The organism is Aurantibacter crassamenti (assembly GCF_016811105.1).
GTDB classification, from domain to species: Bacteria; Bacteroidota; Bacteroidia; order Flavobacteriales; family Flavobacteriaceae; genus Aurantibacter_A; species Aurantibacter_A crassamenti.
Genome location: NZ_JAFBGM010000001.1, coordinates 2,749,432 through 2,775,346, shown reverse-complemented (window position 1 = coordinate 2,775,346; position 25,915 = coordinate 2,749,432). Strand labels below are relative to the sequence as shown.

23 protein-coding genes are annotated in these 25,915 nt (G+C 32.3%); 19 read left to right on the top strand and 4 right to left on the bottom strand.

The genetic code is table 11. The features are described 5' to 3' along the window. Nucleotides 1-101 precede the first annotated feature (101 nt). Nucleotides 102-1,208, bottom strand: coding sequence for a glycosyltransferase family 4 protein (locus JQC67_RS11515; RefSeq protein ID WP_238934601.1), 1,107 nt, complete (start codon nt 1,206-1,208; stop codon nt 102-104). A 283-nt stretch (nt 1,209-1,491) separates the two neighbouring features. On the opposite strand from JQC67_RS11515, the gene JQC67_RS11510 reads away from it, so the two are divergent. From JQC67_RS11510 to JQC67_RS11420, 19 genes are all read left to right on the top strand, one after another. Next, nucleotides 1,492-2,643 carry a CapA family protein gene (locus JQC67_RS11510; RefSeq protein WP_203252955.1) on the top strand — a complete coding sequence of 384 codons (1,152 nt, stop codon included), beginning with the start codon at nt 1,492-1,494 and terminating at the stop codon, nt 2,641-2,643. Then, a complete protein-coding gene (locus JQC67_RS11505) occupies nt 2,640-3,686 on the top strand; it encodes an ATP-grasp domain-containing protein (RefSeq protein WP_203252954.1) in 1,047 nt (348 codons plus the stop codon). Before JQC67_RS11510 ends, JQC67_RS11505 begins: the two co-directional genes overlap by 4 nt. Continuing rightward, nucleotides 3,661-4,833 (top strand): O-antigen ligase family protein, encoded by a 1,173-nt coding sequence (locus JQC67_RS11500; protein WP_203252953.1) that lies wholly within the window; start codon nt 3,661-3,663, stop codon nt 4,831-4,833. Before JQC67_RS11505 ends, JQC67_RS11500 begins: the two co-directional genes overlap by 26 nt. Before the next feature lie 5 nt (nt 4,834-4,838). After that, the gene (locus JQC67_RS11495) at nt 4,839-5,963 is read left to right on the top strand and encodes a glycosyltransferase family 4 protein (RefSeq protein WP_203252952.1); all 1,125 of its coding nucleotides are present in this window, start codon (nt 4,839-4,841) and stop codon (nt 5,961-5,963) included. A gap of 194 nt (nt 5,964-6,157) precedes the next feature. Further along, nucleotides 6,158-7,402, top strand: coding sequence for a UDP-N-acetylglucosamine 1-carboxyvinyltransferase (locus JQC67_RS11490; protein ID WP_203252951.1), 1,245 nt, complete (start codon nt 6,158-6,160; stop codon nt 7,400-7,402). A 38-nt stretch (nt 7,403-7,440) separates the two neighbouring features. Continuing rightward, complete coding sequence (locus JQC67_RS11485) at nt 7,441-8,733, top strand: oligosaccharide flippase family protein (protein ID WP_203252950.1); 1,293 nt, start codon at nt 7,441-7,443, stop codon at nt 8,731-8,733. Nucleotide 8,734: 1 nt separating this feature from the next. Beyond that, nucleotides 8,735-9,592, top strand: a complete 858-nt coding sequence (gene murB, locus JQC67_RS11480; RefSeq protein WP_203252949.1) for a UDP-N-acetylmuramate dehydrogenase — start codon at nt 8,735-8,737, stop codon at nt 9,590-9,592. Further along, on the top strand, nt 9,589-10,743 hold the full coding sequence (locus tag JQC67_RS11475) for a glycosyltransferase family protein (RefSeq protein WP_203252948.1): 1,155 nt from the start codon (nt 9,589-9,591) through the stop codon (nt 10,741-10,743). The genes murB and JQC67_RS11475 overlap by 4 nt, the downstream gene beginning before the upstream one ends. Before the next feature lie 213 nt (nt 10,744-10,956). Then, nucleotides 10,957-12,072 carry a GDP-mannose 4,6-dehydratase gene (gmd, locus tag JQC67_RS11470; RefSeq protein WP_203252947.1) on the top strand — a complete coding sequence of 372 codons (1,116 nt, stop codon included), beginning with the start codon at nt 10,957-10,959 and terminating at the stop codon, nt 12,070-12,072. 2 nt (nt 12,073-12,074) lie between these two features. Beyond that, entirely contained in the window at nt 12,075-13,166 is a 1,092-nt protein-coding gene (locus tag JQC67_RS11465) for a GDP-L-fucose synthase family protein (protein ID WP_203252946.1), read from the top strand. A 20-nt stretch (nt 13,167-13,186) separates the two neighbouring features. Beyond that, a complete protein-coding gene (locus tag JQC67_RS11460) occupies nt 13,187-13,789 on the top strand; it encodes a sugar transferase (protein WP_203252945.1) in 603 nt (200 codons plus the stop codon). Between the two features lie 83 nt (nt 13,790-13,872). Further along, a complete protein-coding gene (locus JQC67_RS11455; RefSeq protein WP_262896953.1) occupies nt 13,873-14,895 on the top strand; it encodes a glycosyltransferase in 1,023 nt (340 codons plus the stop codon). Further along, nucleotides 14,892-15,860, top strand: coding sequence for an ATP-grasp domain-containing protein (locus JQC67_RS11450; RefSeq protein WP_203252943.1), 969 nt, complete (start codon nt 14,892-14,894; stop codon nt 15,858-15,860). The genes JQC67_RS11455 and JQC67_RS11450 overlap by 4 nt, the downstream gene beginning before the upstream one ends. Then, entirely contained in the window at nt 15,844-16,500 is a 657-nt protein-coding gene (locus tag JQC67_RS11445) for an HAD family hydrolase (protein WP_203252942.1), read from the top strand. Before JQC67_RS11450 ends, JQC67_RS11445 begins: the two co-directional genes overlap by 17 nt. A gap of 410 nt (nt 16,501-16,910) precedes the next feature. Further along, on the top strand, nt 16,911-17,960 hold the full coding sequence (locus JQC67_RS11440; protein ID WP_203252941.1) for a peptidoglycan bridge formation glycyltransferase FemA/FemB family protein: 1,050 nt from the start codon (nt 16,911-16,913) through the stop codon (nt 17,958-17,960). Between the two features lie 9 nt (nt 17,961-17,969). Next, entirely contained in the window at nt 17,970-19,220 is a 1,251-nt protein-coding gene (locus tag JQC67_RS11435; RefSeq protein ID WP_203252940.1) for a GNAT family N-acetyltransferase, read from the top strand. Nucleotides 19,221-19,246: 26 nt separating this feature from the next. Beyond that, the gene (locus JQC67_RS11430) at nt 19,247-20,701 is read left to right on the top strand and encodes an MBOAT family O-acyltransferase (RefSeq protein ID WP_203252939.1); all 1,455 of its coding nucleotides are present in this window, start codon (nt 19,247-19,249) and stop codon (nt 20,699-20,701) included. 5 nt (nt 20,702-20,706) lie between these two features. After that, nucleotides 20,707-21,657 carry a hypothetical protein gene (locus JQC67_RS11425; RefSeq protein ID WP_203252938.1) on the top strand — a complete coding sequence of 317 codons (951 nt, stop codon included), beginning with the start codon at nt 20,707-20,709 and terminating at the stop codon, nt 21,655-21,657. 179 nt (nt 21,658-21,836) lie between these two features. Further along, nucleotides 21,837-22,853, top strand: coding sequence for a GNAT family N-acetyltransferase (locus tag JQC67_RS11420; protein WP_203252937.1), 1,017 nt, complete (start codon nt 21,837-21,839; stop codon nt 22,851-22,853). Between the two features lie 4 nt (nt 22,854-22,857). On the opposite strand, the gene JQC67_RS11415 is transcribed toward JQC67_RS11420, so the two are convergent. From JQC67_RS11415 to bshA, 3 genes are all read right to left on the bottom strand, one after another. Beyond that, nucleotides 22,858-24,045: an OmpA family protein gene (locus JQC67_RS11415; protein WP_203252936.1), complete on the bottom strand. Its 1,188-nt coding sequence runs from the start codon at nt 24,043-24,045 to the stop codon at nt 22,858-22,860. Nucleotides 24,046-24,278: 233 nt separating this feature from the next. Further along, the gene (locus JQC67_RS11410; protein ID WP_203252935.1) at nt 24,279-24,677 is read right to left on the bottom strand and encodes a hypothetical protein; all 399 of its coding nucleotides are present in this window, start codon (nt 24,675-24,677) and stop codon (nt 24,279-24,281) included. A 70-nt stretch (nt 24,678-24,747) separates the two neighbouring features. Continuing rightward, nucleotides 24,748-25,893, bottom strand: coding sequence for an N-acetyl-alpha-D-glucosaminyl L-malate synthase BshA (gene bshA, locus JQC67_RS11405; RefSeq protein ID WP_203252934.1), 1,146 nt, complete (start codon nt 25,891-25,893; stop codon nt 24,748-24,750). Nucleotides 25,894-25,915: the final 22 nt, after the last annotated feature.

Genomic DNA, 25,915 nt, shown 5'->3' with positions numbered 1-25,915 from the left:
GTACTTTATTGAATTACAAGATGCGCAAAAGTATATTAATTATATGAGTTTACTTTAAATAGAGTTTTGTGTAAGTGTTGCTGTATGATATAAATCATAATTTAATTATTTGATTTAGCACTTACAATTTGATGATAAATTTGATGATACTTTTTGGCGATTGCTACCCATGAAAACTCAGAAAAATCTAACTTCTCAAGAGTATATGTTGAATAGTTTTTTATGATCATTTCTAAACCATTAGTAATATCTTCTTCCGACTTAGGGTTAACGGCCTCACCTACTTTCACTAAAAACGTTCCATCAATACCATCATTTTTAGAATATAATATAGGCAAACCTTGTGTCAATGCTTCAATATAAACAAGTCCGAAAGTTTCAGCATATGACGGCATAGCAAAAATATGATTCGATTGATATAATTCTTGTAAGTCATCTTTATTATTTACGTTCCCTATAAAAATAATTGTTTCCGGGTTATTTTCAGCTAATTTTAAAATTTGCTCCCGCTCCTCTCCATTATTCCCAACGATTGTTAATTCTAAATCTGAAATTTTTGATTTTAATTTCAGAACAGCAGAAATTAACGTCAACACATTTTTTCTTTTTAGAAAAGTACCCACATATATTATTTTTGTTGGCCTAACCTCTCTTTTTAGAGTCTTGTTGTCTATCCAGTATTGGTCAGCACCATTCGAAATGACCTTAGATTTTAGCACTAATTCCTTTCTAAAAAATTGAAAAAAATAGTGTTTAAAAAATTTGGTTTTTAATGCCTGTGTTATAAAAACAATGTTCGAAGCATTCTGTAATATTCTTAGTCCAAGAAACAACAAATCAGGACGATACTTGGCGAAGGCCTCCAAGTCAGTAGATCTTATTGTAACTACATATGGGATTTTAAATTTTTTATATAATTTAAATGCAATAGCACCATCACTAAACAATGTTGTTGCATGAACAACTTGAATAGTTTTAAGGTTAATACAATCATTTAGACATCGATAAAGAAAAGATATTTTATTTCTGAAAAATATTCGATGATATTTTTTTAAAACATTTGAATAATAAACCGTTGAACTATTGACTTTAAAATTGAATTCTACAGGATTTTCTTTATTATGTTCCCGCAAAGGATGAAATATATGCTGTTCTACACACATATCGTCCAACTCTTGATATAATTGAGAATGGACTTTACTTCCCAAAAAATCATTACAAATATGTAGACATTTCATTCGTGCTTCTTGCGTTTAATAGTTTACAAAATACTATACTAATTATACAACGTTGCTAGGCTCAATAAATTTCACACAAATAAAAGTGAATCGTAAATACTTTATTTCATTGGTAATAAGTTTTTTTTTCCAACGTTGATACTATTTATAGATTAGTTTTGAGCCATAAAAAGACGAACTCAATCAGTATTAATGCTTTTATGGTAAATAAAAATTATTTTTCAAACTATATCTTACACAAAATAAAGGAATCATGAATGAAATTTTAGTCACAGGTGATATTTACCTTGGGGCGCAAAAAGTAGAGGAATTAGCTGAGCAAGGAGAAGTTCAACAATTATTTGGTGATTTTCTACCAATCATTCAAGATTGTGCATTTTCAATAACAAATTTGGAATGCCCGACTACTGATGTTGGTTCTACCATACTGAAAACTGGTCCGATTTTAAAAGCCTCACCTAAATCTTTAAGCGCACTTAAGAAGGCCGGATTTAATTTACTCACAATGGCCAATAATCATATTTTAGATTATGGGCAAGAAGGTTTAAAAAAGACTACTAACGAATGTGATAAATTAAATATCAATTATGTTGGTGTTGGCAAGTCATTAAACGATGCTAGAAAAGCTTTTAATTTTGACCTAAATAATCAAAAAATAGCAATACTAAATATTTCTGAAAACGAATTTTCTACCACACAGGGTGAATATTGGGGTGCCAACCCAATGGATCCTATTAATAATAGCTATGATATTAAGAATGCAAAGATTAATAACGATAAAGTAATTGTCATTGTACACGGCGGCCGTGAACATTATAACTTACCAAGTCCAAATTTCCAAAAAACTTTACGTTTCTATGTTGATTGTGGGGCTGATGCCGTAATTGCCCATCACACACATTGCGTAAGTGGTTATGAAAATTATAATCAAGCACCGATATTTTATGGCCTTGGTAATTTTCTATTTAAAAAGCCAAATAACCCTCGAAAGCCACTATGGAACAAAGGACTAGCTGTTAAACTAATCATCAAAGAAAATGTTATAGATTTCAGATTAATACCATATATTCAAGGACATCAAGAAAGCCCTATGATTGAAGTAATGCAGGGGAAAAAGAAAGATGATTTTTTAAATGACCTTGATAAATTGAATGACATTATTACAGATGAAGTTATATTGTCTGAACATTGGAAAAACTATATCAAAACCCAACATAAGTACTATAAAAACAAGCTTTTTATAAATAATAAATGGCTGCAAAAATTTAGTGGAAGAAATATAATCCCATTTCGTTTTCTTACGAATAAGGAACATTATACATTTGTTACAAATTTAATCAAATGTGAAACACATCGTGAAATTTTAATAGATTCATTAGAAAAAGACAAAAAATCGACTTTATGATTGCCATACATTATGAAACTGGAAATAATTATTGTATTCGCTGGAAAGAATACTGCATAGAAAAAAGTATACCATATAAACTAGTATCCTGCTATGATAATGATATTTTAGAGCAATTAGAAGATTGTAAAGGCTTGTTATGGCACGTTAATCATTTCAACTATAAGGATCAAATTTTTGCGAAATATCTTATTAAGGCTCTAGAGAACCGAAATATTAGCGTGTTTCCTAATGACCGTACTTCATGGCACTATGATGACAAAGTAGCTCAAAAATATCTTTTGGAATCGATTAACGCACCTATAGTAGACACCTTTGTTTTCTATGATAAAAAAAGTGCCTATGCCTGGATTGAAGAAACTACTTTCCCTAAAGTTTTTAAATTAAGAAAGGGGTCAGGATCTAAGAATGTTCAATTAGCTAAGAGTAAAGAACATGCTAAAAAATTGACCAGAAAGGCATTCGGAAAAGGATTTCCATCTCTTGATATGTCAACAATATTAAAGGAAAGGTATAGAAAATATAAGCTTGGTAAAGAGTCCTTCTTAGGAGTTCTTAAAGGTGTGGTCAGATTAATTATCGGAACACCTTTTAAAAATATGTCAACCAATGAAAAAGGATATATTTATTTTCAAGAATTTATGCCTGGCAATACCTTTGACCTCAGAGTAATTGTAGTGGGCCAGAGAGCATTTGCCCATAAAAGAATGGTTAGAAAAGATGATTTTAGGGCATCTGGAAGTGGTAATGCAAATTTTGATAAGAATGAAGTAGATGTTAATTGTATTAAAATTGCGTTAGATGTTAGTGACAAATTAGGTTTACAATCTTCTGCATACGATTTCATCTACGATTCTAAAGGTAAACCGAGAATTGTTGAATTATCTTTTGCATTTAACCCCGGGCCCAATAGAAATCATCATCCTGGATATTGGGATGCAGATTTGAACTGGCACGAAGAAAATGTTCTTTTTGAAGAATGGATGATAGATGATATTTTAGGAAAAATTGAAAAGAATGAAATTCTTAAAGAATCTAAATAAGTACTGCCTTTTTTTACTGATATTTTCGGTTACCTATGAGCAATGGGACCCCTTAGGTACCGCTGGTATTATTTCCGTTACTTATATGGCCAGTATTTTATATATTTTTTCATGGATTCCGTTGTTAAAGAAAAATTTCACGACTAATGCTTTTAAAGCATACTTAATTCCATTAGTATTATTTTTGTTAACATGCTTTTTATCAACCGCAATGCATAGTGAGTATGCTAAAAGCTTTAGTGATTTATACAATCAGAGACTTGTAACTTTAATAATTTTAATGTTATTAATTGTAAATCATTTGTACAATGAAAACAAACTGGTACTACAAGTCTTAGATGCTTATTTAGTTAGTGTTACCCTAATGTACATTTTAGTTCTTCTTGGTATTGGCACCACATATGAAGGTGGTAGATTGCTTTTATTTGGTGAAAACCCAAATGCTATTGGAGTAAAAGCAGTAATTGCCTTTTTGATTTCAATAGCTCGAATGTTTAATGCTAAACTTAACAAAGCGAAACTGATACTTGGTTTTCTAGTGCTTTTTTCGTCATTAAACTTGATAATTTTATCTGCCTCTAGGGGGGCTTTACTTTCTGTATTTCTTGGTCTTGCGGTTTTGGTTTTTTACACGAAACTAAGTATTGTAAAAAAGGGGCTGTTTGCTATTATAGGCCTAGCTTTCTCTATACTACTTTTCAATTTTATTATTGGGTCAAATACTACATTTGCAAACCGAATAATGAATTCCATTGAAACTGGAGATACGGGAAGAAATGCATTATGGATAGGCGCAACCAAGGTTATAGAAAATAATTTAATCATGGGTGTTGGTCTGCCCGGTGCGCTACCCGAAATGTACAAGTACTCTGGTCGGCGTATGGATCCACACAATACCTTTTTATATATTTTAATGGTGGCCGGAATTGTAGGACTTACTTTCTTCGGTATTTTTCTTTTTCGTCTAGGTAAGAATTTACTATTAAATTTCAGAATAAATGGAAACGTCGTTTTTTTAGTGATTTTCGTAGTTATCCTTTTTAATATGGCGAAGGCTGGTGGTGGAATTACAAGTATTCATTTTTGGTTTTTCTTTGCCATTTTAATCGGATCCACTTTTCTAGTTAATCCTAAAAAAACACAATAACTGGTATGAATATATTAGTAATATCAAATAATTATCCGTCCGAATCAATGCCTTCAAGAGGTGTTTTTGTTTATAAATTGATTCAACAATTCGTAAAGTTAGGACATCAGGTATCCGTAATTTCACCTGAAGGGATTTCCTTTAACCCCAAAAAGAATACTAAAAAATCATATGGCAACGAATTAGCTACCGTGTATCGCCCAAAATATCTATCTGCTTCTGCCAAAAACATTTTCGGTTTCAACACCTACAGAATAGGTGAGCAAGGCCAAGTTTGGGCAGTGGAACGAACAATAAAGGAATATAAAATTGAGTTTGATATAGTATATGCTCATTTTTTGTCTAATACATTTATAGCCCTACAAGCAACTTCCACATACGGCAAACCAGTTTTTGCAGCTGTTGGTGAATATAATAATATTGATGTTAGAAGGGCTTATTACAGTACGAACTATTATGCTAAAATGCTTTCAAGAGTAACCGGATTCATAGCAGTTTCTCCACAGATAGTTGACAAATTAGTTTCACTTGGTGTTGACGAAAACAAAATAAGTATGAAGCCTAATGGCGTAGACTTTAATTTGTTTTTTAAACAAGATAAAATTGAAATGCGTAAAAAGCATGGTTTACCGCTAGATAAGCGACTTGCCATTTTTGTAGGACGTTTTGTAGAAACTAAAGGTCCATTAAAACTACTAGCAGCAGCAGAAAATATTAAAAATTTAGGTTTAATTTTAGTTGGCAGCGGTGAACAACAGCTCGAAAGTGAAAAAATTGTATTTAAAAATAAGGTAGCCTCAAATGTAGTTCCCGAACTACTTTCAGCTGCTGATGTGTTTGTGCTTCCTACGCATCATGAAGGGTCTTCTAATGCTATCGTAGAAGCAATGGCCTGTGGACTTCCAATTGTATCTTCGGATTTGCCTGAAATTAGAGTACAATGTAATGACTCTTTTTCAATACTTGTTGACCCACTAAATGAAGAAGCTATTAATATTGCAATATCAGCGATACTTAGTAACCCTGAAAAAACAGAAGAAATGTCTAGATATGCGCTAGAAAACTCTAAAAAATTTGATATTACTAAAAGAGCAAAAGATATATTAGATTTTATTACGACTATGGAATAATATCACACACAAATCATTAATCTAAAATTTGGAATTTTAGTATTTAGGAGCTTTTAAAGTAATAATTGAAATTTTGTCGATTTTTAAAGCGCAATGAACTCTAGATTAGAATAATTACCGAGCTTTGCCGTTTGACTTATACAACTACGACCAATAAAAAAGTCTATTAGAAAAGAACAACTTTAATTATAATAATGAATCAGAATAAAACAATTACCATTAAAAAAGGTACGCTGAAAGGTACCGTAAAGGTTAGCGGTGCTAAAAATAGTTCATTGCGATTATTAGCAGCTTCCTTATTGACCAACGAAACCGTAGAACTAAATAATTTCCCAAATGGTTTGTTAGATGTACAGGTACATCTAGAAATGTTAAATGTTCTTGGAAAAGCATATACTTCTGAAGGTGATAATGTATACATTACTGAAACAGAGTCAGGAGTTACTGCCCTAGAATGGGATGGTAGATCAATACGTAATACACTATTAATTTTAGGAGCACTTACTGCACGTTTTGGAAGAGGGAGAGTACCATTACCTGGAGGTTGTAAGCTTGGTGAACGTAAGTATGATTTACACGTGATGTTGCTTGAAAATTTAGGGGCACGAGTATGGGAAGAAGGAGATTATCTATGTGCTGAGGTAAAAGATAGACTTATTGGTAACGAAATACATTTGCCAATGCGTTCAACTGGTGCTACCGAAAATTCAATAATTTGTGCCTCTTTGGCTGAAGGAGAATCAACAATTTGGAACCCACATATTCGACCTGAAATAATGGACCTTATTGATATGCTCAATAAAATGGGGGCAAATATTAAAGTTTACGGACAGAAATGTATTGTTGTTGAAGGTGTTCAAACATTACAAGGCGTGAAACACAGCGTTATACCTGATAATATGGAAGCTCTAACATGGGCAATAGGTGCGGTAATTACCAAAGGTGAAGTAGAAATTGAAAATTTTCCATTTGAACACTTAGAAGTACCGCTTGTATATTTAAGAGAAAGCGGTATGAAATATTATAGGGGTGAGACTAGTTTAATTGTAAAAGGTGGCGAGGCTTACCCGATTGAGATAAGCACCGGCCCTTATCCCGGCATCAATTCTGACATGCAACCCTTGTTTGCAGTCTATGGCGCCATGTCAAATGGTATTTCAAAAATAGTGGACTTACGTTTCCCGGGGCGATATGGGTATGCACAGGAACTTTCAAAAATGGGAATGGACTATCGTGTTGATGGTGATATGCTCGTTATTAATGGTGGTAATTCGCTAAAAGGCGCAACAGTGAATGCATTAGATTTAAGGGCTGGTATTGCTTTATTGCTAGCAGGGCTTACGGCTGAAGGTGATACTGTGATAGAGAACTCATGGCAAATTCACCGCGGATATGAATATTTGTTCGAAAAGCTAAAGTGCTTAGGGGTGTCATTGTAAATTATAACACTGTTGTTATATAGTATATTTTTATTTCTATGGCTTCATTTTTAAATGATATTAAAAGCATGGGATTATCTAAAATTTTGATAATCGCATTTGGCTTTGCAACTTCTGTAATTACTGCAAGATATTTAGGTCCTGAAAAAAATGGAATCATAGCTTCATTACTTGTGTACCCTGGTCTTTTTATGAGTATTGGTTCATTAGGAATTAGACAGTCAACAGCATACTTTTTAGGAAAGAATCTATTTACAGAATCTCAAATTAAAACGGCTATTTCTCAAATTTGGTTTTTGACTTCTATAGTTAGTCTTATAGTATGCTTCTTATTAATGCGGTATTTAAGTCATTCTGGTGAAAATTTATTGTTGGTAATACTGGCGTTAGTACCAATACCATTTTCATTGTTTAACACCTATAATTCAGGGATTTTCTTGGGCAAAAATCAAATAAGTATTTTCAATAAAATAAACTGGATACCCACATTAATTTTGCTAAGCTTAACCTTAATTTTTGTTGTTTGGTTTTCCTTTGATATTCCCGGTTATATGACGGCAATGATTGGTGGCCCTATGTTTATATCTGTAATATTACTTTTTAAAAATAAATTTATTAAGTCATTTAGTTTAAGTTTTGATTGGAAAATAATTAAAAGCATGCTAAGCCTTGGTATGGTATATGCCATTTCATTATTGGTGATAAATTTAAACTACAAACTCGATGTTGTATTATTAGATTACCTAAGTGTGCCGTTTGAAACTGGTATTTACACAAAGGGTTCAAACATTACGCAATATTTATGGCAAATCCCGATGTTATTTAGCACGATAGTTTTTGCTAGAAGTGCTGTGGCAAAAAAGGATCGAGAATTTTCTTTTAAAATAACACAATTGCTTCGAATATCTATACCCGTAATTGCAATAGGCTCTATTCTCTTAGTACTCTTTTCCGAATTTATTATTATTAAATTTTATGGTGAAGCCTTTCGTGGAAGTATTAATGTGCTTAATATACTTATTCCAGGTGTATTATTACTCACGGTGTATAAAGTAATGAACATGGATTTGGCAGGTAAGGGCAAACCATGGATCTCGATGAAAGCCATGTTGCCTTCATTGCTAATCAATATTATACTGAATATAATTTTTATACCAGAGTACGGAGCTGCGGGAGCTTCATTCGCATCGACTGTAAGTTATAGTATCGCTGCTATATTGTTTTTACATTTTTACAGTAAAGAAGTGCAAATACCAATAAAAACTATTCTACGATATAAGAAAGGTGATTTTGAGCCTATTTTTCAAATATTAAGGAAATTTAAAAATTAATATGAAAGTCCATTCTAATTTTGATTTGACGAACTTTAATTCTTATCGTGTAAAAGCTCGGTGTAGCACTGCTTATTTTCCAGAAAATGAGGAAGATGTCATCGAATTCTATAGCTCTAAAAAGCCCTTTATTCTTTTAGGCAGCGGTCATAATATTATCCTTTCAAAAGATTATTATGACACTAACTTTCTTATTTTCAATGGTAATTTTGATGATTTAGAGATAAATGCTGAAACAGGGGATATTGTTGCAGAAGCTGGGATAACCATGCTTGAAATTAGCAAATCAGCTCTAGAAAATGGTTTAACAGGAGTAGAAATTTTTTATGACATTCCCAGTTCCTTAGGCGGAGCAGTTGTTATGAATGCAGGTGCGAGTGGTGAGGAAATTAAGGATGTACTTGTAAAGGTAAGATATCTTGACCTAGTAGATATGAAGGTTAAAGAGATTCGGAAAGAGGAAATGGGATTTGAATACCGTAATAGTTTTTTTCAAAGAAATACTGATAAGGTTGTTTTAAAAGTTTGGCTACAACTATTGATTGGGAGTAAAGATGCAATTAAAGATAAAATGGAAACCATAAAGTCACAACGCTGGGCCAAACAACCAAAAGAATTTCCAAATGCAGGCAGTGTTTTTAAAAGACCAAAAGGATATTATGTTGGTGCAATTATGGATGAACTTAAATTAAAGGGGTATACTATTGGTGGTGCAAAAATATCAGAAAAACATGGTGGTTTTATTGTGAATTTTGACAACGCAACGGGCAATGACATACTACAGATTATTAAAGAAGTTAAATCAAAAGTGCTGGAAAGTTTTGGTGTAGATTTAGAAATTGAACAACGAATTATATGAGAATTCTATTTGTAATTTCAGTGATGGGCCATGGAAAAGGCGGGCATTTTCATTCTTTAGATCACATCTCTAGAATAATTGGTACAAATCTGGAAATTTCCATTATTACAGTAGGCCCTGGACAAAGTGAAGTTATTGAAAACAATCCCAATTTTGAAGAGCACATTTTTTTTAATGGTATTAACTTACTTAAATTTAATAATGATATAAAAAGGGTCTTAACAAGTTTTAAGCCGGCAATACTTCACTTTTTTGATAGTACTTCATATAATATTGTGCGACCTTTCGTTTCAAATGATATTAAATTAATTGTAAACAAATGTGGAGGCCCTAACCCCATAGATTTCCCTCGCGTAGATAATTTGGTATTGTTCAGCAAAGAGAATAGAGAATGGTTTGTTAATAAGGAAAAATTTAAGGATACAAATATTTCTCTCATTCCAAATAGAACGACCGCCATAGTTACCACAAAGAACTCGGAATATAAAAAAGAACCTGATTCTTTTAACTTAATGCGCATTGCAAGAATTGGTACAGCTTATATTAAAAGTATAACAGATTCAATATTACTTTTGGAAACATTAAAAGAACTCTCTGGTGCTCAGCTAAAATTATATATAATTGGCACAGTACAGGATTATGAAGTCTATAATGAGCTTATGGATCAAATTTCTAATCGGTCAGACATTATTATTATTACAGACAACAAATACACCCAACAAGCATCAAAGATGTTATACCTTGCTGATGCGGTGATTGCCACGGGACGAGGTATAATGGAAGCCTCTTCATTAGGTCTACCCATATTAACACCTGCCACTAATTCAAAATTACCACTTTTGGTAAATGAAGTGAATTTTCAAACTTTTTTTGCTACCAATTTTTCTGAGCGAAATATTGCCAGCCAAGATGACCTAGAAAAGAATATAAATTTAGTTGCAAATCTAATTCTTGATGCAAACTATTATAATCAAGTATCTATTTTGTCTAAAGACTTTTTCGATAAATATTTCAATATTGACAAGGCACTTGAGAAATATAAGCAAGCCTACCTTTCTGCAATAAATTCAAATAAAAATAGAGTGGCATGGTATTCAGATTTTTTCTTAAAATTGAAAGATTTTAAAAGATGTTACAAGCATTCAAAATGAATTAAGCAATTCTTTTAAAGAGAAAACTACAACTATACTAGCTATTAATAGAAAAATAAATACGCTTAATGGAGTGCACTTCATCCTCCATTTCCTACAATTATTCCATTTTATTTTATCCTTGTTCCCTTTAATACGATATTTGCAATCTCAAATCTACCTATAGCCGTACGCTATATAAAAATTAAATTAACCCCCTTCAAGATAAATTAAATGAAAAAAGTTGCACTGATTACGGGCGTAACAGGTCAAGATGGAGCATATCTTAGCGAATTCTTATTAAAGAAAGGTTACCAAGTTCATGGTCTTAAAAGAAGATCTTCTTTGTTTAATACTGATCGTATTGACCATATATATCAAGATCCACATATAGAAAATCGTAATTTCATATTGCATTATGGTGATATGACCGATAGTACCAACCTAATTAGGTTAATAAAAGAAATTCAACCAGATGAGATTTACAATCTGGCGGCAATGAGTCACGTTCACGTATCTTTTGAAATTCCAGAATATACAGGAAACGCTGATGGTTTGGGTACTTTAAGAATATTAGATGCTGTTCGGTTATTAGGACTTACAGAGAAAACACGAATCTATCAAGCCTCAACATCTGAACTATATGGTAAGGTACAAGAGGTTCCACAGAGTGAAACTACACCGTTCTACCCTAGAAGTCCGTATGCTGTTGCAAAAATGTACGCCTATTGGATTACTGTAAATTATCGTGAAGCTTATGGAATGTATGCTTGCAATGGTATTCTTTTCAACCACGAGTCTCCTATTCGAGGTGAAACTTTTGTTACGCGTAAAATTACGAGAGCAACTTCGAGAATTGCTCTAGGACTTCAAGATAAATTTTTTCTTGGTAATCTTGATGCACAACGTGATTGGGGTCATGCTAAAGATTATGTTCGTATGATGTGGATGATTTTACAAGCTGACGAAGCTGAAGATTGGGTTATTGCTACCGGTAAAACAACACCTGTGCGTGATTTTGTGCGAATGAGTTTTGCTGAAGTTGGAATTGAATTAGAATTCAAAGGTGAAGGAGTTGATGAGAAAGCTTATGTTGCTACATGTTCACACCCTGATTATCAAATAGAAATTGGTAAAGAAGTGCTAGCAGTAGATCCAGCATATTTTAGACCTACTGAGGTTGAACTTCTTATTGGTGACGCATCTAAAGCTAATAACAAATTGGGCTGGACACCTGAATATGAATTAAAAGACCTTGTCAGTGACATGATGCAAAGTGATGTTAAACTGATGAAGAAAGACCGTTATTTACAACAAGGAGGCTATCGCACTTTAAATTACTTTGAATAAGTATGCATAAAGATTCTAAAATTTACATTGCAGGTCACCGCGGATTGGTTGGAAGTGCCATTCTTAAAAACCTAAAGTCTAAAGGATATTCTAACTTTATCACGAGAACACATGCTGAGTTAGATTTAACCAACTCTGAAGCGGTACGTCAGTTTTTTAATGAAGAAAAACCAGAATACGTTTTTTTGGCAGCAGCTAAAGTTGGTGGTATTGTGGCTAACAATACCTATAGAGCTGATTTTTTGCATGCCAATTTAATGATTCAAAACAACGTCATTCATCAAAGTTATGTGCATAAAGTCAAGAAATTATTATTTTTAGGTAGCACCTGTATTTATCCGAAGAACTGTCCGCAACCCATGAAAGAAGAATATCTATTAACTGATGTTCTTGAATATACCAATGAACCGTATGCTATTGCAAAAATTGCTGGTATTAAAATGTGTGAGAGTTATAACTTGCAATACGATACCAATTTTATTTCAGTAATGCCTACTAATTTGTACGGACCTAATGATAATTTTGATTTAGAAAAATCACATGTGCTTCCGGCCTTAATTAGAAAAGTGCATTTGGGTAAAGCCATTGAAGCAAATGATTGGAAAAGTGTTTCTGAAGACCTTGATAAAATGCCGATTGAAGGAATTACAGGAAATCATTCTAAACAAGAAATACTTGGCGTTTTAGCTAAATACGGGATTACTAAATCAGAAGATAATTCGGTTCAGGTAGAAATTTGGGGTACGGGTAAACCGATGCGAGAATTCCTTTGGTCTGAAGACATGGCTGATGCATGTGTGTTTTTAATGGAGAAAATTGATTTCAAAGACACAATTGCCAAAGAAAGTAAAGAAATTAGAAATACCCATTTAAATATTGGTACGGGCTCTGATATCTCAATTGCAGCATTAGCTGAGAGCATTAAAGCTGAGATTGGTTTTGGCGGAAAGTTTATTTTTAATTCAGATAAGCCAGATGGCACCTTAAAAAAGCTAACCGATGTTAGTAAATTGAATGCCTTAGGTTGGAAGCATAATATCAACCTAAAAGAAGGTATTGCAACAGTTTATAACTGGTACAAAACAAGAAGTTAAATATAAAAGTTGCTATAAGAATGTATAAAGCTTTTTTCAAAAGATTACTTGATTTCATCGCAGCACTTACTATACTCATTATAGCAAGCCCAATTTTTATATTAAGTTTCCTATTATTAACCTTTGCTAATAAAGGCAAAGCATTCTTTGTACAGCCAAGACCGGGTAAAAACGAAAAAATCTTTAAGATTATTAAATTCAAAACCATGACCGATGAAAAAGATGAGCATGGTGAACTTTTAACTGATGCGCAACGCTTAACCAAAGTTGGTAGTCTGGTCAGAAAAACATCCTTAGACGAAATACCACAGTTATTAAACGTTTTAAAAGGTGATATGAGTCTTATCGGCCCAAGACCATTGCTTGTTAAATATTTGCCGCTTTATAACGAGACACAAAAGCGCAGGCATAATGTGCGCCCAGGTATTACGGGTTGGGCACAAGTTAATGGGCGTAATGCCATTTCATGGGATAAAAAATTTGAATTAGATGTCTGGTATGTAGAGAATTGTACATTTATTCTAGATTTAAAGATTCTATGGTTAACTGTACTGAAAGTAATTAAAAGTGATGGAATTTCATCAGACACCAGTGCAACGATGGAATTTTTTGAAGGAAATTAAAAAAACCTTACGATAACTTTCAAATATTGTTGTTTGTTAATCGTTAGTGAGAATAGGTTTATTTATAACCAATTGAATTATATATGAAACTCAGTTTCGTCATACCATGTTATAACATGGAAAAGTACTTGCCGGAATGTCTTGATAGTCTTCTAGACCAAAACTTAAACTCAGATGAGTTTGAGGTAATCGTGGTCAATGATGAGTCAAAAGATAATACGCTTCAAATTGCCACAGACTACGCTAATAAACATTCAAGTATAAAAGTATTAGATAAAAAAAATGGTGGTGTTGGGGCTGCAAGAAACTCAGGTTTAGACCAAGCTGTAGGCAAATATATCTTTTTTCTTGATCCAGATGATTTTATAGCTCAGAACGTTATTCATAAGCTTCTAGAAGTTATTGAAACTTACAATCTTGATATATTAACATTCCATAGTCATAGTTTTAAAACCAATGGTCCAAAACTTTCCAGAAACTTAAATGAAGTAGACGATAAAAATCTACACGTGGTTGACGGTATAACGTATATTGGTGAACGTAAATTCAAAAACGAAATTTGGTGGTTTATAACCAACAGGCAATTTTTGATAGACAGTGGTATTCGCTTTATTGAAGGCCGATGGATGGAAGATGCTATTTTAGCTGCTGAGCTTTTCTGTAAGGCAAAAAAAATGACTCATTTTGATTTAGATGTGCACCGATATCGTATTTTGCCTAATTCCGCAATGCGTAATAAAAGCAGAGAGCACTATAACAAAGTGATTTTTGACAATGCCAATGCCGCACATGTTTACAATGATTTAATTAAAACGATACCCGAAGAACATAGTAGTGCAGAACAATGTATTGGCAGGCTTAGAACTAGACAACAATCATTTGTATTTTTTCTAATGGTACGGCTAATGAAATCAGATATTTCAATTGATAAAATACCTGAAATGCTTAATGAATTTAAGAAAATAGACGCATATCCATTAAATCATTTTATTAGTAAAGACTATCATGGTCTCGAATATTCATTTATGGTTTGGATTTTCAATCATAAAAGCATGATTAAACCGTTTATTAAAATGTTTAGACCACTTTATAGAACTTTTAGATGAATATTTTAATAACCTCTGCCGGAAGGCGCGTATCATTACTTAGAGCTTTTCAGAAAGAGCTAAAAAAAATCAATCCTAAAAGTCAAGTATTTGCTTCAGATATGAATCCGGAATTATCGGGTGCATGCCAGATTGCAGATTCTTATTTTGAAGTGCCTCGCTTAAATGATTCTGACTATATAACTGTATTAATTGAACAATGTAAGGCCAACAACATAGGCCTTATAATACCTACAATTGATACCGAATTAGCTATATTGGCCGACAACGTAGCGTTACTTGCTGAGAATAATATTCAGGCGGTAATTTCATCTACTGATTTTATCAGTAAATGCCGTGACAAAAGAGTTATTCATGACTTTTTTGAGTCTAAAGGGATCGCTATTGCTAAAGAATATTCTAAAGATAATTATACGTTACCAATGTTTATAAAGCCGTCAGATGGCAGTAGAAGCGTTGATACCTATTTAATTCGTTCAAAAGAAGAGTTAACAGATTATCATTTTCAGAATGAAAAACTTATGTTCTTACAATACATCGATCATGATGAATTTGAAGAATATACCTGCGATTTATATTACGATAAAAATGGTAATTTAAAATGTATTGTACCGCGCAAAAGAATTGTTGTTAGAGACGGTGAAGTAAACACTGGCGTAACAGAGAAAAATGAGCTAGTAGCGTACATCAAAAATCATTTAAATCATATTGAAGGGGCTAAGGGTTGTTTAACAGCTCAATTTTTCAAACATAAGTCTGAATCTGAAATTTATGGTATTGAAATTAACCCAAGGTTTGGTGGTGGGTATCCCCTCTCCTATTTGGCGGGCGCAAATTATCCGAAGTGGATTTTAGAAGAATATATACTAAACCAAGAAATCAAGGATGATTTTGATTGCTGGGAAGATAATCTACTAATGATTCGCTATGATGATGAAATTCTAGTTCATGGATATCAAAATTGATTCGAAAACCGTTATCGTCTTTGATTTAGACGATACTTTGTATAACGAAATTGATTACCTCCGATCAGCGTATATAGAAATTGCTAAAAAAGTTGATGCTCAAAACTGGAGAGAACTCTTTGTTCAAATGTTCTCATTATACAGAAATAAAGAAAATGTCTTTGATTTTCTCACTAGCAGCTATCCAATTTCTAAGGAAGATTTGATTTTAAGTTATAGAGAGCATTATCCTAATATTAACCTATTTCCTGGTGTTCTTGCTTTTATTGAAGCCATTAAAGCTAAGGATGGTAAAATTGCTATTATTACTGATGGTAGAGAGCTTACACAAACCTCAAAAATTAAAGCTCTAGGATTAACATCTTTGATTGATGCCATAGTTATTTCAGAAGTAATTGGCAGTGAAAAGCCTGCTGATCGAAATTTCACTACCATTGAGAAAAAATTTCCAGGCTGCCAGTATTATTATATTGCCGACAACCTTAAAAAGGATTTTATAAGTCCTAAAAAACTAGGTTGGCAAACCATTGGACTTATTGATAAAGGTTTAAACATTCACAACAATGCTTCTAGTTTTATGAACGACATTCATAAACCAGCAAACTTCATATTTGATTTTAATGAGGCTACAGTGGTATAGTATTACTTCGTTCTTGCCAATTTTTAACAGCGGTAATTTTACTTAAAATATAAAGTAACTCATATTTCGTATTTTCTATTTATTGATGTTATTTCACCCCTATAAATTATTGATTATTAACTAATAAAGGTTAATAAGTTTTTCAAAAAACCTTCGGCTAACAAATCTGCCTTATCCTTTTCCTTTAACTTTGGTTTAAGAATTTATATAAAGTATGGTGCCATTGCTGTCTTATATCATAATTTAATTACCTGCCCTAAAAATATCGTTTACAAAAAATATGTTACAATGATTTTCGTTATATACATAATTATATTGGCTTATAATTCGGAATTTGAAGAATGAATATAATTAGTTCATTTTTCATAATTAAGTTATTATAAATACAGCATGCTTTTATTCATCAAAATATGATTGAACTAATTAAAAGTAAAGACGATTGGACAGAAATTGTTGATTTAATTGACCACTCTGATTTTTACCACACCTATTATTATCATCAGCTATCAAAAAAAGAAGACGAAGAGCCTGTACTTATTAAATATACTGATGCCTATAATCTAATTGCTTTACCCTTACTTATTCGAACTATCGAGGGCACACCTTATTTTGATGCAACCTCAGTTTACGGTTATGCTGGCCCACTTTTACATTCAGAACAAAAGACATTTGACAATTCAGAATTCAAACGAGAACTGATGCAGTTTTTTGAAGAGCAAAAAATCATATCTGTTTTCTCAAGACTTCACCCCTATATAGATTACCAAGAATGTCTATTAAGCGGAATAGGCACAACTCCACATCATAACGATGTTGTAAATATAGACCTTACACATCCCCTAGATATACAACGACAACAATATAGTAGCCGTCTAAAAACTTATATTAACAAGGCACGTAGAGAATGTACAATTCGTAATGGTACCACAGAAGAAGATATTAAAATCTTTATGGATTTGTATTACGAGAATATGAACCGGGTACACGCTAATTTAAGTTACTTTTTTGATGAACGCTATTTCTATCAATTAATGTTAGGATGTCATTTTGAAAGTGAAATGTTGTTAGTCACACATAATGAAACACAGACAGTGGTTGGCGGAGCAATATTTATTAAAACCGACGAAATTGTTGAGTATCATTTAGCAGGTACAAAAGATGAATATTTACATCTGAATCCGCTTAAGTTACTTATTGACGAAATGCGTATTAGAGCTACTAATGAGAACTATAAATATTTTAATTTAGGTGGAGGAAAGTCTAGTAAACACGACTCACTTTTCAACTTTAAAGCAAGTTTTTCAGATAATTTAAGACCTTTTAAACTGTGGAAGGTTATTGTAAATCAAGAGATTTATAATGAGTTAATTGAGTTGGAAAAGAAAAAAATTGACCACGAAATAGTAGAAGATTATTCTGAATATTTTCCAATATATAGATACTTTTCACAAATCGAATAACGAAACCTTATGTCAATTGTAGACAATCCATTTCTTTCAGATACGTTTTCATCTGTGTTTCTAAGGCATTTTAATGAATCAGAAGCCGGAATTAAATTTGATTTCATTGAACATCTAAGATTTACAAAAAATAACACATCAATTGTTTTAAAAAATGTTGGTGCTACTTTCACAAAAGGAATTAATTATTCGTTAAGCAATAAAAAAGCTGATGATTATAAAGGGAAAGTATTTCTTATTTATGATGTACCCACCTATTTTAATTCTGTTAGTAATACTAGTGACGAAAATTTAGGCTTTTATGCTTCAAAACAATACCCTGGGTTTTTGATAAACCTAGAGACGTTTAAAGATTTGTCGCAATATATGGCCACTACTTTTAGTAAGAGCAGTCGCTATAAATTAAACAAATACAAGAAAAGATTTGAGCAGTGTTTTGATATAGAATATCGCATGTATTATGGTGATATTTCTAAAAGTGAATATGATGCTATTTTTAAATCATTTGAAAGTTTACTTAGAAAAAGATTTGATGATAAAGAAGTAGAAAATAATAATCTGCGACCAGAAGAATGGAACTTTTATTATGAAGTGGTTTACCCCATGATTCTAGAAAATAAGGCTTCTCTCTTTGTTATTTATGATTCCGGAAAACCTATCGGTGTAACACTTAATTACTTTTCTGATTCTGTGCTTTTCGATGCGATAACTGTTTTTGATATTGATTATTCTAAATTTCATTTGGGTTCTATAACAATTATGAAACTCATAGAATGGAGTATTGAAAACAATTTGAAAGTCTTTGATTTCTCAAAAGGTTATTTTGATTATAAAACCCGATGGTCTAATAAAATTTATGATTTCGAATATCATATTTATTACGATAAAAAATCGTACAAAGCTCGTATTACGGCCTTTTACCTAAAGAAATTCTATGATTTTAAGCAGTATTTACGTGATAAAAAACTAAATGAAAAAATACATAAAGTAACCTATCGATTAAAAAGAAATCGTTCAGCAAAAACTACTATACCTAGATATGCTTTTCTTGAAGTTGACCCAAAAATTCAATTTGAAGAACAAAATTTAGTTGACAATAAATCACTAGATCAATCGCTATTAAAACAGATAGTTTTTGAATTTCTATATCTCAACAATGAGTGCATGACCAACATAAAGGTCTATGAGATAAAAAATGGAGAAATTAATTACCTATTACAGGGATTATCAAAAAGTACAGGAGTAGCTATTACCTCATAATTGTTTAACATTAAATAAGAAATAAATTGCTGTTCAATTCACTAGAGTTTTTGGTATTTCTTCCACTTGTTTTCTTCCTGTATTGGGTAGTATTCAAAAAGAATCTACAGCACCAAAATATTCTAATAATTCTTGCCAGTTACCTTTTTTATGGCTGGTGGGACTGGCGTTTTCTTATTTTAATACTATTAAGTACACTTGTTGACTTCTATGTTGGCCAACAAATATTTAAAAATATTGATAATAAAAAGAAAGCGCAATATTGGCTTTGGGTCAGTATGGCCTTTAATTTAAGTCTGCTGGGTTTCTTTAAATATTTCAACTTCTTTATTGATTCGTTTATTGAAATGTTTTCAATGGTAGGTTATGAAATGAAGAGTACGTGGATGCTCAGAATAATTCTACCTGTAGGTATATCTTTTTATACATTTCAGACCATGTCATATTCTTTTGACATCTATTATAAAAAACTAAAGCCAACAAAAGATTTAGTCGCCTTTACAGCGTTTGTTGCGTTTTTTCCACAGCTAGTTGCAGGCCCAATAGAAAGAGCCTCAAATTTACTATCGCAAATCACAAACAAAAGAGACTTTAACTATGACCAAATAGTTAGTGGATTAAAATTGATTCTCTGGGGTTTCTTTAAAAAACTAGTAATAGCTGATTCACTTGCCCCTATTGTTGATGATATTTTTGCAAATTATGCTGATTATCCTGCATCAACCTTAATTTTAGGAGTCTTTCTTTTTAGTTTTCAGGTTTATGGTGACTTTAGTGGTTATTCCGACATTGCTATTGGTACGGCTAAACTTTTTGGAATTGAGTTAATGTCGAACTTCAAATTTCCAAATTTTTCAAGAAATGTAGCAGAATATTGGCAACGCTGGCACATTTCATTATCTACTTGGTTTAGACATTATTTGTACATTCCTTTAGGTGGAAATAGAGTTGGCAAACTACTCTCAATACGCAATATTTCAATAATCTTTATTGTCAGTGGATTTTGGCATGGTGCTAATTGGACGTTTATAGTATGGGGAGCATTGCATGCACTTTTTTATATTCCTGTTTATTTAATGGGAAGAAATAGAATGTATGCAGATAACGTTATTGCTGAAAATTCATGGTTTCCTTCTATAAAAGAAATAGGCCAAGTAGTACTTACATTTTTAATGGTAAGTTTTTCTCGAATTTTCTTTAGATCACCTACCATAACTGATTCCTTCGCTTATATTAAACAAATAGGTGAAGATTTTAGCTATGCACCTTACGCTCACCCAATGGGGTATCGTATGGTTGATTTTTATATTCTAATTGCGATATTCACACTTTATGAATACCTAATTCGTAAAGATGAAAGAAGTCCTTTTAAATTTAAATCAAGATTTGTTCGATTTGCTGTATATGCCCTACTAATATTAGGTATGTTACTTTTTTATGATGATGGAGTGAATCGTTCTTTTATATATTTTCAATTTTAATTGGGATGAAAAATTTAATACTTAAATCGGTACTTTACATAGGATTAATTCTTCTTGCTTTAGAAGGATTGGTACGGGTGCTTCATTTATATACAGAAGATCCACCGAGATTTATTGATGAAAAATTAGTTGAAAAACGAGTACCAGGCCATCAAGGATATGCAGTAACCGGAAATAGAAATCAAAATTTTTCAGAGTTCAGAATTAATTCTTTTGGTTTCAATTCTGCAAATGAATTCAATCCATCAAAAGAAGACTTTGAAATAGCGCTCATTGGCGATTCATTTATAGAAGGTTTTCATCAAGATTATGATGATTCTACAGGTGAAAAAATTGAAAACTTATTGCAAGGTGTTTCAGTATACGAATATGGGTATGCGGGGTATGATTTAGCAAATCAGATGCATCTTATTAATGCCTATGCGCAACAATTTGCTTTAATTGATAAAATCGTAATTTATTTAAACTTTGAAAGCGATTTAGGCCGTGCTGAATACCAACCAAATTATGGTCGAATCAACATGTTAAATTCCATGGTTTTTAAGATTCGTGATAACATTAAGCTTTTGGCTTATGGTTCTAAAATTGGTATTCTTGAACCGCTCAAACGCTTGGTACAAGGTGGTGAGGTTAATAAAAATGAAAATGAACAACCCGTACCTCGTGAAAACTCTGATAATAATGAAGACCACATACGGCTTACAAATTTTAAAAGCCTTATTAATTTGTATGGTTTTGATAAAACTAAAACTTCAATACTTTTTGACTCGAGAAAAACAAGCAACGAGTTTATTGAATTTTGTAATTCGGAAGGCATTGATTTAATTGATTTTTCGAATGCTTTTCAGCGTTCTAAAAAACCAACTACATTGATTTATGATCATCATTGGAATAATAATGGCAGAACTTTAATCGCTAGCCAAATTGCTGAACATTTTAAAAATAGTATCAACTAGAATCAAACTTTATTTTCATTCTTAAAAGCAATACCATCAAACTATTAAATTTCTTTTTTGAATTATACACTGAACGAAAATTACCGGCGCATTATCGCGCCGTCAGTAATAATTTTTCAGATGAGCTGCTATTTTCCAATGAAGCGGAATCTGACACTCTTTTTATAAATGATGTGTTGGTGGTAGAAGATGTACCCGGGTATTTTAAAATAGAAGAAGCAGAATTACCTAAAAATGTTAGTCAATGGCGCATTAAACAATACCCAGGATTTCTAATTAATTTTGAGGGAGTAAACAGTTTAAACGAATATTTAGCGGTACGATTCGGCAGAAGTAGTCGTTATAAATTACGCCGTGAACAAAAGAAATTAGAGCAATGTTTTGACATTACATACAAAATGTATTTCGGTGAAATATCAAGAAGTGAGTATGATTTTATTTTTGATGAATTTTACAAACTATTAGCAATTCGTTCACTAGAAAAAGGCATCAAAAACAATGTAAATATTTCGCAAAGAGATCATTATCAAGAAATTGTATACCCAATGATTTTGAATAAAAAAGCTTCGTTTTATATCATTTACAATGGTAAAATGCCAATAGATATTTGTTTAAACTTCCATTTAAATAATGTAATTTTTCAATACATACGAACCTATGATATTGCATATTCTAAATTTAATACTGGCTACACAGATTTAATGAAGCAAATTGAATGGTGTATTGCTAACGAAGTAAAACTTATCAGCTTTTCAAAAGGAGATTTTTATTGGAAAAGGCGTTGGTGTAATACCGTTTACGATTATGATTTTCACATTTTTTTTAAATCGACATCAATTGTAGCAGCAATTAAAGCCTCCATTTTTTGGTGCAAAAGAGGAGCAAGACAATTTCTTAGAGAGAAAAAAGTGATTGAATGGTATCACGCTAAAAGAGATAAATATAGTAAGTCTGAATCCCATAATTCTCAATTTGAAATAACAAAAATCACTAGTATTGCTGATTTAGAAAAACTTGAAAAGATTGACTATAATTTAGACAGTCTGAGCGCTCTAAAAAGAACCATTTTTGAGTTTCTATATGACACCGAAGAAAATGAAGCTGACATAGTAACCTACCAAGAGATAGAAAACAATAACAACTTTATAGTTGCTGGTAAAAAAAATACAATCTTAATAAAGAAATTAATAGCTTAGTTTATTAAAAACTAATTACTTTAAAATCTGATCTTCTATTTACAAAATGCTCCTTTTCTGTACAACTTACATTATCATCACAATGATTTAATAGTTGCGTCTCGCCCATACCTACACTGGTTAAACGTGGCAATTCTATTCCCAATGTAACAAGGTAGTCTACAATTCTGTCTGCACGGCGTTCTGAGAGCCAGAGATTGTATTTATCAGTACCACGAGCATCTGTATGCGCAGTTATTTGCAGTGTCAATTCTGAATTTTTCTTGAGAATTTCAGTTAAACCTATGGCAATAGTTTTAGCTTCCTTTGTTAAGAAAGAAGAATTTAACGCAAATTGAACTTTACCTAAGGCATTTATCTCGTCTATTATTTGTTGTTTTCTAGCATGTTCTGCATCTATTTTTGCTTTCTCTAGTGCAGCCAAACGAGCCTTTTCTTTTTCTTGCGCCAATCGTTCTGCCAGTAAAGCTTCTTCTTTAAGTCTATTTACTGTAGCAATTGAATCATTAACTCGTTGCTTCTCTTTTTCTATTTCGTTGATTAAAGCTAGCTTTTCCTCGCCCTTTTTCGATAAACCCTTCTCAATATCAAATTGATATACAGCACCTACCGCATGTTGAATATGATTTGTGGCACCATTGTTACCCATAGCCCATTTACCAGACGAACTAAAATCTAAACCCCATCTATCTGACAACCATGTTCTAAAGCCCACTGACGCATTATATGTGCCTCGTGGTTGTTCATTGGCACTAGTATAACCTAAACCAACACCTACGTAAGGATCAAACCAACCTGTTTGACCTATTAATTTATTCAAATCATAAGAGATGCGTGAATCAATAGCGAAGTAATTTTTCACCTTGGTATTTACTACGCCATCAATTACATTACCAACTTGGTATTTATTAAATGTACCAATAGCCTCAAAAACTAGTCCCATTTTAGTGTTACGGCCTATATTAATTCTAGAAGGATAAGGAACATAATTCCATTGTGTACCTACAGAAAGTAGTTCGTCAAAGACATCTCCTGAGTCATCAACGAAGTTAAATCCTAAACCAAGAATTGATGAGCTGACAACAATGCTGTCTTTTGAAGTAAGTTGCAAATCTTGCTCTTCTTCTTGCCCGAAAGACAATGAAATAGTGAAAAGCGCAAATAGAAGCGTAATGCTGATATAATTTCTCATAAGTAGGTAATTAGGGACTAATAACTAATACTACCGCAAACTTAAATGGAATAGATACAGCGCTCAAAAAATCACTACAAGTAGGAAAAATAATCGGTGTACATCAGCTAATGGTATATTTCCAGAGAAATAAGCTTCAACAAAACAGGAATCAAAAACTAAAAAAGACGATGAAATGCCCTTAATTATGATAAAGCAAATTAATTAATATGATAGAAACATTTTGGTTTTATCTACTCTATTGTAACCTTCTTTTTGGTGAAAGGAATTTTATAGACAAAAAATGGATTTACAAGAAGATTATCCTCGGAACTTGAATGTTCTTGCTTCGTTTTAGGCATTTTCTTTAATCCTACAACCATTTCAGTATCCGTTTCATCTTGAATAATCAGCTTATTCACGTTACTGTAGTTCATATCAGAAGAACAATGAATTACAATTATTTCTTTTGTGAAATCTATATCCGGAACAGGTAAACCTGGCTTTCTGGCTCTATTAACTTTTGCGTAGAATAGTTTTAAAGATTTCGCATCCCTTATTATTATCGTTTCTGTAGAATCAGCACCACTATAATTGTTCTGATCTATTAAGATCAATTTTTCGGTGTTTTCTGAATCTTGTTCCGTTGCCATTTTTTTCTGCCCATTACAAGAAGTTAGCAAAGAAGCTAAAACAATAAAGTAAAGGATTCGCACCATAATTCTAGTAATCTGCTTTATTTAATTGCTTCTCAAAAGCCTTTTGATAGATATCTTCATAAAGAGGCAATACATTTAAAATATCAAAGGTAAGCGCTCTTTGGTACGCATTTTCTTTAAACTCTTCTAAAACACGCTCATCACTCAATATTTTAAGCGCATTTGCTGCCATTTCGTCTACATCGCCAACTTCACTTAAATACCCCGTGACGCCTTGTTCATTCACTTCTGGTATTCCGCCCGTATTACTTGAAATTACAGCAACCTTATTCATCATAGCTTCTAAAGCTGCTAAACCAAAACTCTCGGTTTCTGAAGGCAATAAAAATAAATCTGAGAAACATAATATGCGATCTATTTCATTACTATTACCCAAAAACACTACCCTATCAGCTATACCCAATGAATTACATAATTTTTCTGCATTCTCTTTTTCAGGCCCTTCACCTACCATTATTAACTTAGCAGAAATACTTTTTTGTATTTTATAAAAGATTTTAATCACATCTGGAATGCGTTTTACTTTTCTAAAATTACTAATATGTGTAATTATTTTTTCGTCATCATTAGCCATCAACGATCGCTGGCAATCTGTAAATGAAGAATGATATTTCTTCTTATCAATAAAGTTAGGTACTACCTCTATAGTTTTCTTTACATCAAATATTTCAAGTGTCTGTTTTTTAAGACTTTCAGATACAGAAGTTACTACATCACTATTATTTATACTAAAGGTTACTGCTGGTTTATAAAAAGGATGACTACCTACCAAAGTAATATCAGTACCATGAAGTGTTGTTATCATAGGAATATATATATTCTCTTCTTCTAACATTTTTTTGGCCATGTAACCAGCATAGGCATGCGGAATGGCATAATGTACATGTAAAACATCAATATTATATTGCTTTATTGTATCTACCAACTTACTTGAAAGTGCAAGTTCATAGGGTTGATATTTAAACAATGGATATTCTGGTACGTTTACTTCGTGAAAGTGTACTCTGTTGCCTAATAACTCTAGACGAACTGGCTGTCTGTACGTTATGAAATGTACTTCATGCCCCCTATTGGCAAGGGCAATACCCAATTCTGTGGCGACAACACCGCTACCTCCAAAAGTTGGGTAACAAACAATAGCTATTTTCATCTTTCAAATTTAGTCAAATACA